A 15,531-nucleotide genomic window follows, 5' to 3' on the forward strand; every position below is an offset into this window, starting at 1 on the left:
ATCTTCCCTTAAAATTTAAGATGCCCTTGTTCCAACACCAAACACGGTTTTGGACGTTTTGAGATAATATTAGTATCGTGCGTAGCAATCAGCACCGTTGTACCCACTTGGTTAAATTCTTCGAATAATCGGAAAATCTCAAACGAAAGCTTTTCATCTAAATTTCCTGTTGGCTCGTCAGCCAATAAGAGCGTTGGACGATGTACAATAGCTCTGGCAATATCCACACGTTGCTGCTCGCCACCGGAGAGGTGTAATGGCAGATAGTTTGCTTTATCCGAAAGCCCTACTCGCTCAAGAGCAATGCGAGCTTCACGTTCCACAATGGCTTGGTTCATACCTAAAATAATTAACGGAAGGGCAACATTATCTAAAATGGTTCTATCGGTTAATAAACGGTAATCTTGATGCACCATTCCGATTTGGCGGCGTAAAAACGGCAACTCGTGATGAGAAAGGCGGGTAATATTGTGTCCGTTAAACAAAATTTGTCCGCCATTGGCACGCTCAATCCCCATAATTAATTTTAAAAGCGTACTTTTACCCGCACCGGAATGCCCGGTAATATATGCCATTCCACCTGCGGGCAGATGAAAATCAATGCCTTGTAAAGCCGGTTTACCGCCTTTGTAAACCTTGTTCACATTAGTAAATTTAATCATTATGTTCGTCCTCGTGGCTAAATAAGGCTTCAATAAATTCTTCTGCGTTAAACGGACGCAAATCTTCAATTTTCTCGCCAACACCGATAAAACGGATAGGAATATTGAATTGATCTGCAATCGCAAAAATCACCCCACCTTTTGCCGTACCATCTAATTTGGTTAATGTAATACCGGTTAAACCAACTGCCTCATTAAACAGTTTTGCTTGGCTAATCGCATTCTGTCCTGTGCCTGCATCAAGGGTAAGCATAATTTCGTGCGGTGCAGTTTCGTCATATTTTTTCATTACACGCACAATTTTTTTCAGCTCGTCCATCAGATTATTTTTGTTCTGCAAACGCCCAGCCGTATCGGCGATAAGCACATCAATGCCTTTTGCAGCAGCTGATTGCATTGCATCAAAAATAACTGATGCAGAATCTGAACCTGTACTTTGTGCTACCACAGGAATGTTATTTCGTTCACCCCAAACTTGAAGTTGTTCCACCGCTGCTGCTCGGAAGGTATCACCCGCAGCTAACATTACCGATTTTCCTTCATTTTGAAATTTACGGGCTAATTTGCCGATAGTCGTAGTTTTACCCACACCATTCACGCCAACCATTAAAATCACATACGGTTTTTTCTCTTCAAGCACTAGTGGTTGAGCCACAGGTTTTAACACTTCGCCTAACTCAATTTTTAATTGTTGATAAAGTAAGTCCGCATCTTTTAGCTGCTTCTTAGTAGCGTGTTGCGTTAAATTGTTGATAATTTTTTGTGTGGTCGGCATACCTAAATCCGCCACAAGTAACAGTTCTTCTAGCTCTTCAAATAATTCATCATCAATTTTCTTACCACTAAAGAAATTACGGAAACCCGAACCAATGTTTTGTTTGGTTTTAATTAAGCCCTGAATTAAACGGCTAAAGAAACCACCCTGACTTGGTTTTTCTTGGTATTCGTCTTGAATAGTTGGCTCTTCAACGATGTCTTGAACATTATTCACTAATTCGGTTGTCGCGACTTCCTCAGCTACAGCGTTTTCCACTTGGTAAGCAACTTGCTCTTGTTCGTTGAGATCTAGCTGTTCAATCGCAATATTTTGCAGATTTTCGACCGCTTGTTCGCCTTTTTCTTCTTCAAATGTTTGTTCGATTTTATCTTCAACATCATCAAAGAATTCTTTTACCTCTTCAACTTTTTCTTCAACAAACTCTTTGAAATCTTCGACTTTTTGCTCAAATTTTTCTTCAACCTGCTCAAATTTCTGTTCGAGCTGATCTTCTTTTTCCTCAACATAATCTTCTAGTTGATCTGCCTTTTCTTCAATTTTATCTTCCAGCTCGTCTAATTTCTCAGAAAACGATTTCTCGGCTTCCGGTTCAATAATGACAGGCTCTTCTGGCTGAATAATTTCTTGTTGGATCTCTTCCTGTTTTGCTTCTTCTTTCTTACCAAATCCAAGCCAAGACCAAAAACCTTTTTTCTTTTCTGACATATTTTTCTCTCATTTATACTAAAAATAGACTAAACTTACATAGTTTATCAAAAAAACCTTTATTTTCCTTTAGTGAGTATGAAAAAAAATCGAAATTCTCCGCAATCTAGCCAGCAAATGGGTGAAGTGCGTATTATTGCCGGGCTTTGGCGAGGTAGAAAATTGCCGGTGTTGAATGCAGAAGGGCTACGCCCAACCACAGATCGAGTAAAAGAAACACTGTTTAATTGGTTAATGCACGATATTGCTCACTCACGCTGTCTGGATTGCTTCGCCGGTAGTGGCTCACTGGGTTTCGAGGCTCTCTCTCGCCAAGCACAAGCGGTCGTTTTTTTGGAAAAATTTGCAAATGCGGCAAATCTATTGAAGAAAAATCTGCAAACATTAAAGACGGAAAATGGTTCGGTTATTCATACCGATACATTGCACTATTTGTCAAATAAAAATAGCAGCGAACCGTTCGATATTGTATTTATCGATCCACCTTTTCATCAAAATCTTGTGCCACAAGTATTAAAACTGTTAGTTGAAAATCATTGGTTGGCAGAGAATGCGATTTTATATGTAGAAACAGAGAAAAATCACGTTCCATTAGATTTACCTGAAGGCTGGCAGATTTTAAAAGAAAAAGCAGCCGGAATGGTGGTAAGTCGTCTAATTCAAGCATAAACTTTTGTTTTTTATAACTAAAAGATATAAAATACAATGTATCTGTATAACATTTTTGTAACAATACAATTAGAATTAAGAGTATGAAAAAATTAACACCTGATGAAGCAATTGATATTGCTTACGATATTTTCTTAGAAATGGCAGGCGAGAATTTAGATCCTGCTGACATTTTACTATTCAATCTCCAATTTGAAGAGCGTGGTGCGGTCGAAATGGTCGAAACTCGTGATGATTGGGATCAAGAAATCGGCACATTAATTGACCCTGAGGCATTCGCGGAGGTTTGGGTCGGTTTAGTGAACGAGCAAGATGAAATGGACGATGTGTTCGCCCGCTTCTTAATTTCTCACGAAGAAGAAAATCGTGAATATCACGTTGTTTGGAAAGAATAATAAGGAAAAATATGTCGAACATTGATACATCTCAACCTATTGAGGCTTCACTACAATTCCGTGAAGCAATGGCACATTTATCATCAGCGGTTAGTATTGTTACTACCAACGGTATTGCAGGTAAAGCAGGACTAACTGTTTCTTCAGTAAGCTCGGTAACAGATGCTCCTCCCACAGTTCTTTTTTGTATTAATAAAAACAGCCACGTTCACGATATTATCAAACAAAACGGCAAGGTTTGTATTAATGTGTTAAGCCACGAGCAAGAAGATATTGCCAAGCATTTCGCTGCAATCCTTGAAAGCACAATGGAAGAACGTTTTAGTTGGGATATTTGGGATAACGGCTTCGATGATCAGCCTGTGCTACGCAGTGCAATTTCTGCTTTACAAGGAAATATTGTCGATACTCACGCAGTGGGAACGCATACTATTTTTGTGGTGGAAGTGAGCCACATTGATGTAGAGCCAAATCACAGTTTAGTCTATTTTGCTCGTCAATTTAGAAGTATAAGCATTGATTAATAAAATATATTTCACCTAAATTTGATCAAATCCGACTTTTTTAGTCGGATTTTTTATTGCCTGCAATTTAAAAGTGATAAAATTTCAGCGTTTATGTTAAGAATGAAGGAAAATGCAATGGAAAACTTAATTTGCTATAAACAAATGCCGGTATGGACAAAAGATACCCTACCGCAAATGTTCCAAGAAAAGCACAACACCAAAGTCGGCACTTGGGCAAAGCTCACGATTTTAAAAGGCTCGCTCAAATATTACGAACTCACCGAAGAAGGGGATGTGGTTAAAGAAGATATTTTTGATGCTAACCACCAACGCCCAATGGTTGAACCGCAATTATGGCACAAGGTGGAAGCCTTATCTGACGATTTAGAGTGCCAACTTTCCTTCTATTGCAAGCCTGAAGACTATTTTGCAAAAAAATATAATCTCACCACCACCCATTCCGAAGTGTTGAATACGATTAATTACATCAAAGGTGGAAAAGCTCTCGATTTAGGCTGTGGACGTGGACGTAACTCGCTCTATCTTAATTTATTAGGCTTTGATGTAACCGCTGTTGATCATAATCAGGAAAGTATTGATTTTCTTAACTATATAATCGAAAAAGAGCAATCTCACCACATTACTGCGGATATTTATGACATTAATGAGGCAAGCATCGGCAATCAAAATGGTGAATATGATCTTGTTATTTCCACTGTAGTAATGATGTTCTTAAACCGTGAACGAATTCCTGCGATTATTGAAAATATGCAGAAAAATACTAAAGTCAGTGGCTACAATCTTATTGTTTGTGCTATGAGCACCGATGATTACCCTTGTCCAATGCCATTCTCTTTTACCTTTGCTGAAGGTGAGCTGGCAAATTATTACAAAGATTGGGAGCTGGTAAAATACAACGAAGATTTGGGGCATCTCCACAAAACTGACGAACACGGCAACCGTATTCAACTGCGTTTTGCTACAATGTTAGCGAAAAAAATCAACGAAAATTAACCGCTTGTAGGGGGAATGACAATTTCCCCTTAAATTTACCTTTCATTTATTGAAAATTAGCATTCCGCAAACGTTTGCTTATGCTATAATACCCTCGTTTTTTCATTCATTTACTGTTGAGGTTAAAGTGAGCAACACACAACTTAGTTACAAAGATGCCGGCGTTGATATTCACGCAGGAAACGAATTAGTCGAACGAATCAAAGCGGATGTTAAACGTACTCGCCGCTCCGAAGTGATGGGTGGGTTAGGCGGTTTTGGAGCATTATGTGCAATACCGGCTAAATACAAAGAGCCAATTTTAGTATCAGGCACAGATGGCGTTGGTACAAAACTACGTTTAGCCATCGATCTCAACAAACACGATACGATTGGTCAAGATTTAGTCGCAATGTGTGTAAATGATTTAGTGGTACAAGGTGCAGAACCGCTTTTCTTTTTAGATTACTACGCAACAGGAAAATTAGATGTTGATGTAGCAGCAAGTGTTGTTAAAGGCATTGCCGACGGTTGTGAAATGTCGGGTTGTGCATTAGTCGGTGGGGAAACTGCTGAAATGCCGGGAATGTATCACGAAGGCGATTACGACTTAGCCGGTTTCTGCGTAGGTATTGTTGAAAAAGCAGGCATTATTGATGGTTCAGCAGTCCAAACAAATGATGTGCTAATTGCATTAGCATCAAGTGGTCCACACTCAAACGGTTATTCCTTAATTCGTAAAGTGTTAGAAGTTAGCAACACCAATCCAGCAACGGAACTATTAGAGGGTAAACTACTTAGCGAACATTTACTTGCCCCAACAAAAATCTATGTGAAATCGGTCTTAAAATTAGTGGAAGAAACAGATGTTCACGCTATCGCTCACTTAACCGGTGGCGGTTTCTGGGAAAATATTCCACGTGTATTACCTGAATCAACCAAAGCAGTTATTGATGAATCTAGCTGGCAATGGTCTGCAGTGTTTAAATGGTTACAAGAAAAAGGTAACATCAGCCGTTATGAAATGTACCGCACTTTCAACTGTGGCGTAGGTATGGTGATTGCGCTACCAGCTACTGATGTTGAAAAAGCCTTAGCTATCTTAAAAGAAAACGGCGAAAATGCTTGGGTCATCGGTAAAATCGAAGATTTAGGTAATGGTAGCGAGCAAGTTGAAATCAACTGATTTGCAAAATAAATGCTAAAATTAACCGCTTGTAGGCAACTGCAAGCGGTTAAATTTTTTATAAGGAATGCAAATGCAACTATTTTGGCTTTTTTATTTTGTGATGATGAATTTTGCCTCGCTTTATTTGATGTACAGCGATAAGCAAAAAGCGATTCAAAAAACGTGGCGAATCCCTGAAATTACGTTACTCTCTTTTTGTCTGTTGGGTGGGGCAATCGGCACTTACTGTGGTATGAAATATTTCCGCCACAAAACCCAACATTGGTATTTTCATATTGCGGTAGTATTCTCATTTTTTGCTTGGCTGATCGGCTTGCCCTATTTTTATTTAGCCTTGTAATCACATAAATTTATCATAAATTTTTCTTATCCGAAGTCGCAATTTATATCCTAGTCCTCTATTTAGAAATTTGATGTAGATCACATTCTTTATCCCTTAAAATAGGTATTATTTAATAAAACTTACCACAATCCATTTTAAGGAGATAAAAATGTCAGTACGCATTGAACACGATTTATTGGGCGAAAGAGAAGTACCGAATGAGGCTTATTGGGGTATTCATACACTAAGAGCAATTGAGAATTTCAATATTTCAAATGTAACTATTTCTGATGTACCTGAGTTTGTGCGTGGTATGGTGATGGTGAAAAAAGCTACTGCTTTAGCCAACGGAGAGCTCGGTGCAATTCCGAAAAAAGTTGCCAATGCGATTGTTGAGGCGTGTGATGAAGTGTTAGTGAAAGGGCGTTGCCTAGACCAATTCCCATCCGATGTTTACCAAGGCGGAGCAGGTACTTCGGTAAATATGAATACCAACGAGGTCATAGCCAACCTAGCATTAGAATTGTTAGGTGAAGCAAAAGGTAAATACGATATCATCAACCCGATGGATCACGTTAATGCTAGCCAATCTACTAACGATGCCTATCCAACCGGCTTCCGCATTGCGGTTTATAACAGCATTATTAAATTAGTGGATAAAATTGTTTATCTACAAACTGCCTTTGAAAATAAAGCCACCGAGTTTGCCGATGTGTTGAAAATGGGGCGCACCCAATTACAAGACGCAGTGCCGATGACACTTGGTCAAGAGTTCAAAGCCTTTGCGGTATTATTGGAAGAAGAAGTTCGCAACCTCAAACGCACAGCTGAATTACTGCTTGAAGTAAACTTAGGAGCAACCGCCATCGGTACTGGCTTAAACACGCCTGAAGGTTATTCAGAACTTGCGGTGAAATATTTAGCGGAAGTAACCGGACTACCTTGCTCACTCTCAGAAAACTTGATTGAAGCCACCTCTGACTGTGGAGCTTATGTGATGGTACACGGAGCGTTAAAACGTACCGCAGTAAAAATGTCTAAAGTATGTAACGACTTACGTTTACTTTCATCCGGTCCGCGTGCAGGTTTAAATGAAATCAATCTGCCTGAACTGCAAGCCGGTTCTTCTATTATGCCAGCAAAAGTAAACCCAGTTGTACCGGAAGTCGTAAACCAAGTCTGCTTTAAAGTGATTGGTAACGACACTACCGTAACCTTTGCCGCTGAAGCAGGTCAATTACAATTAAACGTAATGGAACCGGTGATCGGTCAAGCAATGTTTGAATCTATTGAATTGCTTGCCAACGCTTGCGTGAACTTACGTGATAAATGTATTGACGGCATTACCGCTAACCGTGAAATCTGCCAAAACTATGTGTTTAGTTCAATCGGTATTGTAACTTACCTCAATCCGTTTATTGGACACCACAATGGCGACATTATTGGTAAGATCTGTGCAACCACAGGTAGAAGTGTGCGTGAAGTGGTACTTGAACGTGGTTTACTCACAGAAGAGCAATTAGATGATATTCTCTCTGTAGAGAACTTAATGAATCCGACTTATAAAGCAAAACGCTTTACGGAAGATGAATAAAATCTCCCCATAGAAAATTAAATCATTTAATTTCATTACAATAGGGCAAGCAGTGAATTATTTCTGCTTGCCCTATTATTTTTAATTTAACTAAGCCACGCAGCTTCAGTAAGCGGTTTTCCAAAGTGGCTTTCAATTAGTCTTTTGGTGATTTGGTGTTCTGGATTAAGTAACACATCTTTTGTTTTGCCATATTCCACCACCTCTCCGTTTTGCATTACCATTATTTTATCTGCAATGTGTTTAATTAACCCAATATTTTGCCCGACATAAATGTAAGCTATGCCTTGCTTTTGCTGAACATTGAGCATTAAATTAAGCAATTGCGTTTTAACGGAGAAATCAAGTGAATTAATTGTATCATCTGCGATAATAATTTCCGGTTCTAAGATTAATGCTCTGGCAAAAGCAACCCGTTGTTTTTGTCCGCTTGAGGCTTCAGAAATTGGAATGAGGGCGTGTTCAGGATACATTCCCACCAATTTTAAGGTATTAAAAATACGCTCGTTTCTTTCTTGCTCACTTAAATCGGTGGCTAATCGCAAAGGTGCATCTAAAATTTGCCCGATATTGTAGTTTGGGTCAAAAGCATCGTTTGGATCTTGAAACATCATTCTAATGCGTTTGGCTCGATATTTGTAATCACCAAAATGTAGTGGTGTGCCTCTAAACATAATTTCGCCTGAAGTTGGCTCCACCATACCGGCAATCATTTTAGCTAAGGTGGATTTACCCGCCCCATTTTCGCCGATAATCGCCAACGTTTCTTTCTGATTAAGAGTAAAATAAACCTCTTTGACTGCATAGAAATCTTGCTTATGAAACAATCCCGTTCGCTCAACAAAACGCTTGCTGAGATTATGTGCTTCAAGTAATGCCATAATATTTATGAGTTGGAAATAAAGTGATAGTTTACCGCAAAAAATAAAAAAGGGCACTTATTGTGATCTGCTTCCATAAACTTGAGCAGTTCATAAATCAACCTAACATCGACAGAAAAATATTTACACCTAAAATCCCCAATGCCACACTTAAAAACGTATTTTTCAGCCAAATATAGCTGCTTAATACGCCTATTAAAGCTAGGGTTTGAGCCAAAATTAAGTGAATCCCTTCCCCGTTTTTTGGAAAGGTTAAGCTTGTTAAAAGCAATAAAAGCATAATCACAAGCGGTAATGTTTTGTTTAATTTTTGCAAAATCGGCGAAGATAGTATCTTTTTCGGTAAAAATTCAGGAAGAAAACGGCAAATTTGTGTACCGAGAATCAATGCAACAAACATAATCAGAATATCATTTAGGCTCATTTTCTACTCCTTTGGTAGTTTTAGAGAACGATTGAGGCAGAAAAGCCACAATGATAATGGCAACGACAATAGCAACTAACAACACGCTAGTTTCAGTAATTTGGCGGGCAAGTAAGAAACCGATTAAGGCAATAAAGATTGGCTTCCATTGCTTTTGGTTTTTATATTGCTCATAAGCCAAAATAGCGAATAAACACGGCAAGGCAAAATCTAAATGAGGAATATAGTTTGCAACCGAATCGCCTAATAAAACACCTACAATTGTGGAAAGTGTCCAATAAGTTACACAAAGTGTGGATACTTTAAAAATAAGAGCTTGTTTTTGCTCTTTCGGTAGCGTAGATAATACCGCAAAGCCTTCGTCTGTTAGACCGGCAATAGAGACTATTCCTTTAATGCGAGATTTTGGCTTGTGTTCCATCATATTCAAAGTATAAAAACTAAAACGCAAGCTCATTAAAAGTGTACTTAGAAACACAGAAATTGCCCCAGCCCCCGACACAAAAAACGGAATTGCCGCATATTGTGCTGTACCGGAAATCACGGTAAAGCACATTGCAATAGTGAACCAAGCAGGCATTCCCGCATTAGTTGCCAACATTCCGTAAGCCACACCTGCGGCAAAATATCCCATAAAAATCGGCGTGGTTAATTTAATAGCGTATTTCCAACTATTTTCCATAACTAAAATTTAACATTAAGACAAAGATATTTATTATTCTGAATTTTTGCAAAATAGCAAGTTACGACAAGCGGTTATTTTTACTCACTACAAAAATTTGCAGATAGCTGAAAGTCATTAGAATAATAGGCTAAATCAACATACTTTATGGCAATGAGTTATTTCCAATCTATCTACTGAAATGCTAGACTTGCCGACCTTATCTATCAATATTTTTATAGGAAATGGAAGTGAAAAAATCATTAGCCTTTTTATTATCCGGCTTGTTGCTCTCCGGAGCATTATTTATAACACCTAACGTTCAGGCAGAAGGGCGTTTAACGGTTTATTGCTCGGTACAAAACAATGTTTGTGAAGATATGACCAAACAATTTTCGCAACAATATAATGTTGAAACGCAATTTATTCACGGTGGAACAGGCACGATTTTGGGTAAAGTAAAAGCTGAAGCCTCAAATCCACAAGCGGATATCTGGTATGGAGGCACTATTGAGCCGCATTTTCAAGCCGGTGAATTAGGCTTATTAGAAGAATATCGCTCGCCAAAACAAGTGGAAATTTTGCCGCAATTTAAATCCTTAGTGGAAAGCGAGCAAGGCAAATTTACTTCCATTGTTTATATGTTAGTGCTTGGATTTGGCGTAAATACGGAAAAATTAGCCAAACTTGGGGTTGAAATGCCGAAAAAATGGGAGGATTTACTCGACCCTCGTCTACAAGGCGAAGTGCAACTGCCTGATCCTCGCAGCTCCGGTACAACTTATACGTTAATGACCACTCTTTCCACGCTGTGGGGCGAAGAAAAAACCTTTGATTACTTGAAAAAATTGAATGCGAATATTTCACAATATGTCAAAAGTGCATTAGTAACCAGTAATCTGGCTCGAGGTGAAAGTGCAGTAACTGTCGGTTTTGTGCATAGCTATGCCACTGAAAAGGAGAAAGGAGCACCGGTTGAAGCGGTTATTCCTGAAGGCAAAGTGGGTTATGCGTTAGGTGGCGTGAGTATTTTGAAAAACGCTCGTAACCTTGAAAATGCAAAGCTATTTATGGACTGGGTACTTTCCAAAGAAGCACAAGAAATTCCGTGGAAAAAGCACGGCGTTTACCAAACGCCAACTAATGTAAATGCCGAAGTAGCTCCTCAATCAACCAAAGCGGATGCCCTCGAGTTTATTGAAATTGATTATAAAAAAGCAGGTTCAAGCGAAGAAGGAAAACGCTTGGTAGATAAATGGTTAGCTGAAATCAAATTGGCTAAATAACCTTTGCAAAATTTTTAAAGAAAATAACCGCTTGTAAACGAAAATCCGCATCAGTGATGCGGATTTTTTCTTAGTGTAATTTCATTGTTGGACGTAGGAAGCGGTTAATCTGCCCCACTAAAACAATCAACCCTGTTTTAAAACAACCGTGTAATGCGACTTGGTGCATTCGATATAGCGAAAGATATGCAAATCGAGCAATTTTGCCTTCAATAAACATATCACCACTGACTAAATTCCCCATTAAATTGCCAACTGTGCCAAATTTCGAGAATGAAAGTAACGAGCCTTTGTCATTAAATCTAAATGGCTTCAACTCTTTTCCTTCAAGTAAAGCAACAATGTTTTTACCACATAGGGTTGCCATTTGATGAGCAGCTTGAGCTCGTGGCGGAATAGGTTTTCCATCTTGCATTAAGGCAGCACAATCACCAATCACAAAAACCGCATCATCAACGGTCGCTTGCAAGGTATCTTTAACCTGAATTTGGTTCAAACGGTTGGTTTCAAAGCCAAATTCACGCGTAATATCCGGAGCTTTCACACCTGCCGCCCAAACCATAATATCTGCCTCAATTTTCTCGCCTAATCGGGTCATCAAACCATCTGGGCGAGCTTCCGTAATCATTGTGCCTAAACGCACTTCTACCCCAGCTTTTTTCAGCTCTTGGAATGCTGCAATTGAAATTCTTTCCGGCAAAGCAGGAATTAAACGAGGACCGGCTTCAATTAAGGTAACTTTTAAACTGGCACGGTTTAACTTTCCAAAACCATAAGAATTTAAGTTTCTCACAATATGGTAAAGCTCGGCAGAAAGCTCAATGCCTGTTGCTCCGCCGCCTACAATCGCAATTTTTACATCTTTATCTTCACTGTGGGAGAATTGTAAAAACAGCTCCATCATACGTTTTTGGAAATCTTTTGCTTGCTCTGAACCGTCTAGGAAAATACAGTGTTCCGCCACGCCCTTCGTTCCGAAATCATTGGATTTACTGCCAATTGCAATCACTAATTTATCGTAACTGATATTACGCTCTTTTACTAATAATTGGTTTTGTGCATTGTAAATAGGTGCAAGAGAGACAGATTTATTTTCTCTATCAACTGCAACTAATGTGCCTTGTTGAAATTCAAAGCCGTGATTTTTAGCGTGTGCACGGTAACTTAATGCATCAACCCCTTCATCTAGCGTGCCTGTGGCGACTTCGTGTAATAACGGTTTCCACAAGTGTGTAGCATTGCGATCAATTAAAATCACTTTTGCCTTTTGTTTACGCCCTAATTTATGTCCAAGATAGGTTGCAAGCTCTAAGCCGCCTGCCCCACCACCGACAATAACAATAGTTTCCATAAAATGCTCCGAAAATTAACTAAATTAGAATTGAAACTAAGGTGCATTGTAGGGAGTAAAAAAAGAATGTCTAGCTAAATTGCAACATTATTTTAACGTTCACTCCACAAAGTGAAGAGGAGCTTTACATAAACGACAAATATAACTTCGTTTATCACGTATTACTGCATTGTGTCGGCGAAGAGAAAGTTGATGGGTTTGACAACTGCATTGGTAGGTAAATTGTTGTTGAACGCTTTGTGTGCTAAAACAATGATAAATTTCTGCTGGCACACCGAGTACGGTTTCCATCATCATTTTCCACTCTTTGCCGTGTGATTGAACCCGCCCAAAGTGTTGATAAACCAAAATATGAGCAAGCTCGTGCGGCACAACTTGGCTGATAAACGCCTGCTCGTTTTCTTGTAACAACACAGGGTTGAATCTCACCTCATTGCGTTCCAAATAAGCAACACCTGCTTTTACCCCACGCACGTTATAATTCACAGTTGGAGGAGTAAAAGTTTTGTTGAAGTAACTATTTGCACGCTCTAAATCACGCTTTAACTGGCGTTGAACCTGCATTTTCAGTTGGCGAAAATCAGACATCAACGAGGGCAATCCATTGGCTGCCAAGATTTATCATAGCAGATATACAGCTCATCTTTTCCACCACCTAAATAAACACCCTTAAGCTGCGGATTATTCGCTCTCACCCATTTAAATAGCTCAGATTTTGACATATCAACGTCAGGCAATGTAAGCTCTTCAAAGAGGAATTTCTGTTTAGCAAAATAAGCATCAGCTTGATTGAACGCACAAGCTCCGTGCTTTTCCCACTCGCCTTGTAAAAGTGTTGCACCCGGCGATTCCGGCAGATATTTTTTAATCGTTTCTTCTTCTACCTTTGGCAAATCGCCTTGACAATAACGAGGGTGATCTTCAATGCGATTAGCATTTCCACTCTGTGGCCATAAACCGTGAATCACCCACCCAAATTCCTGTGAGCCATCACACTGATATTTCAGATGTTGCGGCACTTTGCCGTTATTATTACGTCTTTGTTTTTGGCAAAACGCCGGCGACCACGAAAGGGCAAGAGTGTAATAATCAGTTCCCACAATATTCTGCTTTAAGCGATCATTTTTCATCTTCACGTCATAATCGCCCAGTGAAGAAGTTGGGGAATCTTGTTGTGTTATATTCGGTTGATCTTTTTTATCCGAAAAAAGAAAAAACAAAAAAGTGGCTACTAGAACAGCAGTGCTAATAAAAAACACTAATTTTTTCTGGTTCATTAGGATATCTATTTAAGTAACTAAAAGGGGATAAGTATAGAGTATAAGTAACGACAAGCGGTAATATTTTATGAAAAAATTACCGCTTGTAATTCAAAGAAAAGATTAGCTTCTATTGCCAGAATTTCTTCTTAGAGGTTTGACCTATTCCTGGATTAAAACTGTTGGTAGGATCCAGTTGTTTATAGAATTTTCGTAATTCCGGCTTAGCTTCATATAAATGTCCGACATTATGTTCCGCTGGATATTGTGCACCTCGTATATCAAGTAATTTTAGCATCTCGTGCTCTAAATTCAGGCAATCCTCACCCTTTTTCACAATATAATCTTGGTGAAAAACGTGGCACATAAAATGTCCATAATAAAGTTTATGGATAATTTTAGAATCAACTTCCGCTGGAAGTTTCTCAAACCAATCCGCATCATTACGACGTAAAGCTACATCTAATGCCACAATATCTTCAACCTCTTTAGAATGAATCGCTCTATAACGTATTGCTGCCGAAGCAACTGCAAAACGGTGTAACATAGCGGCTTGAGTTTCTATTGCATCGCACTCAAAGTAATTTCCTCTACTTGAGTTTGAAAAGTAATGTTTTAAAAATTCTCGTGCTTCTTGCACACCTTTTCCACCCATCTTAATGATTAGATGATGTTCATATTGATCTCGATATTGCCACAATTTCTTTGGTAAATGTTCAGGTAAAATTTTACTTACTGATTGTAATAATTTATCACTCAAATCTGCAGGTAAAAAGCTTATTTTCTTCGCAATACGATCTACTTTCGCTTTTACCGAGAACAGCTTTGGCAACCAATGCGTACCAAATTTTTTTATCACCCAGAAAGTATCTTTCCCATACTTTGCAGCAATATCAAAGGCATCACGATGAATATATTCACCTGAAATTGGCAATGATTCAAACTGACCTAACATAGCACGTCGCACATCATTAAGTACTTCTGTTTGATTTGTGCCAAGATAAAATACAGCGGTCTCTTTTTCTAATGGGAAAGTATCTAATCTTACTGCAAAAATAGCAAGTTTCCCTGCTGAACCTGATGCCTCATAATGGCGAGCCGGATCAGCGTTAAAACGAGCCGGTGAATCTGCATCAACTTGACGAACGTGATGGCAATAGCTGTGATCATGACCTCTTCCACACTCATTTTGAATATCTTTTCGTTGATAACGGTTTTCTTGTAAATTAGTTAAAATTTCTTCTGGTGTATCGCCTAGATCTATCCCCAAATGATTTTTTAACTCTAGCTCACCTCGCTCATTTAATTGTGCATAAAGTGCCATTTCTGTATATGCCGGACCTCGTTGAACTAAAGCACCGCCTGAATTATTACATACGCCACCAATAACAGAAGCTCCAATGCAAGATGATCCGATTACTGAATGCGGTTCACGCTCATATTTTTTAAGTAAAATTTCTAATTCATTTAACGTTGAACCGGGTAAACAAACCACTTGTTCAGCTTGATTAATCAATTGAATACCGTCAATACGCATTGCATTTATAATAACAATATCTCTATCATAATCATTGCCACTTGGTGTTGAACCGCCTGTTAGACCTGTATTTGCAGCTTGGTTGATGACAATCACATCTGCCGCTACACAAGCTTTTACTATATACCAAAACTCCAGTAATGTAGCAGGGCGAACAACAGCCAATGCATTGCCTGTGCCAAAACGATAACCAGAACGGTATTCCTCATTTTTTAATGGATCAGTAATGATATATTTTTCACCGACAATCCCTGTTAATTCTGAAATTAGTTGCTGAGAGGTCATTCTGTTATTCCTTTGTAATAAAAATAAAACAATT

Annotated in this window: 17 protein-coding genes; 8 read left to right on the forward strand and 9 right to left on the reverse strand. The window is 38.8% G+C overall.

Going from position 1 to position 15,531, the window contains the following annotated elements:
* Nucleotides 1-8: 8 nt before the first annotated feature.
* A complete protein-coding gene (ftsE, locus tag X781_RS03225) occupies nt 9-662 on the reverse strand; it encodes a cell division ATP-binding protein FtsE (protein WP_025235536.1) in 654 nt (217 codons plus the stop codon).
* A complete protein-coding gene (gene ftsY, locus X781_RS03230) occupies nt 655-2,145 on the reverse strand; it encodes a signal recognition particle-docking protein FtsY (protein ID WP_025235537.1) in 1,491 nt (496 codons plus the stop codon). The genes ftsE and ftsY overlap by 8 nt, the downstream gene beginning before the upstream one ends.
* A 78-nt stretch (nt 2,146-2,223) precedes the next feature.
* On the opposite strand from ftsY, the gene rsmD reads away from it, so the two are divergent.
* From rsmD to aspA, 7 genes are all read left to right on the forward strand, one after another.
* A complete protein-coding gene (gene rsmD, locus X781_RS03235; protein ID WP_025235538.1) occupies nt 2,224-2,814 on the forward strand; it encodes a 16S rRNA (guanine(966)-N(2))-methyltransferase RsmD in 591 nt (196 codons plus the stop codon).
* Nucleotides 2,815-2,897: 83 nt separating this feature from the next.
* Nucleotides 2,898-3,209 (forward strand): HI1450 family dsDNA-mimic protein, encoded by a 312-nt coding sequence (locus X781_RS03240; RefSeq protein ID WP_025217831.1) that lies wholly within the window; start codon nt 2,898-2,900, stop codon nt 3,207-3,209.
* An 11-nt stretch (nt 3,210-3,220) separates the two neighbouring features.
* Complete coding sequence (hpaC, locus tag X781_RS03245; protein ID WP_025235539.1) at nt 3,221-3,733, forward strand: 4-hydroxyphenylacetate 3-monooxygenase, reductase component; 513 nt, start codon at nt 3,221-3,223, stop codon at nt 3,731-3,733.
* 117 nt (nt 3,734-3,850) lie between these two features.
* Nucleotides 3,851-4,729, forward strand: a complete 879-nt coding sequence (tehB, locus tag X781_RS03250; RefSeq protein WP_025235540.1) for an SAM-dependent methyltransferase TehB — start codon at nt 3,851-3,853, stop codon at nt 4,727-4,729.
* A gap of 127 nt (nt 4,730-4,856) precedes the next feature.
* On the forward strand, nt 4,857-5,894 hold the full coding sequence (gene purM, locus X781_RS03255) for a phosphoribosylformylglycinamidine cyclo-ligase (protein ID WP_025235541.1): 1,038 nt from the start codon (nt 4,857-4,859) through the stop codon (nt 5,892-5,894).
* Nucleotides 5,895-5,967: 73 nt separating this feature from the next.
* Nucleotides 5,968-6,237: a DUF1294 domain-containing protein gene (locus tag X781_RS03260; protein WP_025235542.1), complete on the forward strand. Its 270-nt coding sequence runs from the start codon at nt 5,968-5,970 to the stop codon at nt 6,235-6,237.
* A 151-nt stretch (nt 6,238-6,388) separates the two neighbouring features.
* Nucleotides 6,389-7,813 (forward strand): aspartate ammonia-lyase, encoded by a 1,425-nt coding sequence (gene aspA / locus X781_RS03265; RefSeq protein ID WP_038643881.1) that lies wholly within the window; start codon nt 6,389-6,391, stop codon nt 7,811-7,813.
* 86 nt (nt 7,814-7,899) lie between these two features.
* On the opposite strand, the gene X781_RS03270 is transcribed toward aspA, so the two are convergent.
* From X781_RS03270 to X781_RS03280, 3 genes are all read right to left on the reverse strand, one after another.
* Nucleotides 7,900-8,694 (reverse strand): peptide ABC transporter ATP-binding protein, encoded by a 795-nt coding sequence (locus tag X781_RS03270; protein WP_025235544.1) that lies wholly within the window; start codon nt 8,692-8,694, stop codon nt 7,900-7,902.
* A gap of 97 nt (nt 8,695-8,791) precedes the next feature.
* Nucleotides 8,792-9,118, reverse strand: coding sequence for an AzlD domain-containing protein (locus tag X781_RS03275; RefSeq protein WP_025235545.1), 327 nt, complete (start codon nt 9,116-9,118; stop codon nt 8,792-8,794).
* The gene (locus tag X781_RS03280; protein ID WP_025235546.1) at nt 9,105-9,800 is read right to left on the reverse strand and encodes an AzlC family ABC transporter permease; all 696 of its coding nucleotides are present in this window, start codon (nt 9,798-9,800) and stop codon (nt 9,105-9,107) included. Before X781_RS03280 ends, X781_RS03275 begins: the two co-directional genes overlap by 14 nt.
* A gap of 359 nt (nt 9,801-10,159) precedes the next feature.
* Here X781_RS03280 and X781_RS03285 point away from each other — a divergent pair, with 359 nt between their 5' ends.
* The gene (locus X781_RS03285) at nt 10,160-11,065 is read left to right on the forward strand and encodes an ABC transporter substrate-binding protein (protein ID WP_442914786.1); all 906 of its coding nucleotides are present in this window, start codon (nt 10,160-10,162) and stop codon (nt 11,063-11,065) included.
* Between the two features lie 70 nt (nt 11,066-11,135).
* On the opposite strand, the gene X781_RS03290 is transcribed toward X781_RS03285, so the two are convergent.
* From X781_RS03290 to dld, 4 genes are all read right to left on the reverse strand, one after another.
* On the reverse strand, nt 11,136-12,416 hold the full coding sequence (locus X781_RS03290) for an NAD(P)/FAD-dependent oxidoreductase (RefSeq protein ID WP_025235548.1): 1,281 nt from the start codon (nt 12,414-12,416) through the stop codon (nt 11,136-11,138).
* A gap of 99 nt (nt 12,417-12,515) precedes the next feature.
* Entirely contained in the window at nt 12,516-13,004 is a 489-nt protein-coding gene (locus tag X781_RS03295; protein ID WP_025235549.1) for a SprT family zinc-dependent metalloprotease, read from the reverse strand.
* On the reverse strand, nt 13,004-13,693 hold the full coding sequence (locus tag X781_RS03300) for a ribonuclease T2 family protein (protein WP_025235550.1): 690 nt from the start codon (nt 13,691-13,693) through the stop codon (nt 13,004-13,006). The genes X781_RS03295 and X781_RS03300 overlap by 1 nt, the downstream gene beginning before the upstream one ends.
* A 112-nt stretch (nt 13,694-13,805) precedes the next feature.
* Nucleotides 13,806-15,497 carry a D-lactate dehydrogenase gene (gene dld, locus X781_RS03305; protein WP_025235551.1) on the reverse strand — a complete coding sequence of 564 codons (1,692 nt, stop codon included), beginning with the start codon at nt 15,495-15,497 and terminating at the stop codon, nt 13,806-13,808.
* Between the last annotated feature and the right edge of the window lie 34 nt (nt 15,498-15,531).

This window comes from Mannheimia sp. USDA-ARS-USMARC-1261, from assembly GCF_000521605.1.
Taxonomy (GTDB): Bacteria; Pseudomonadota; Gammaproteobacteria; order Enterobacterales; family Pasteurellaceae; genus Mannheimia; species Mannheimia indoligenes.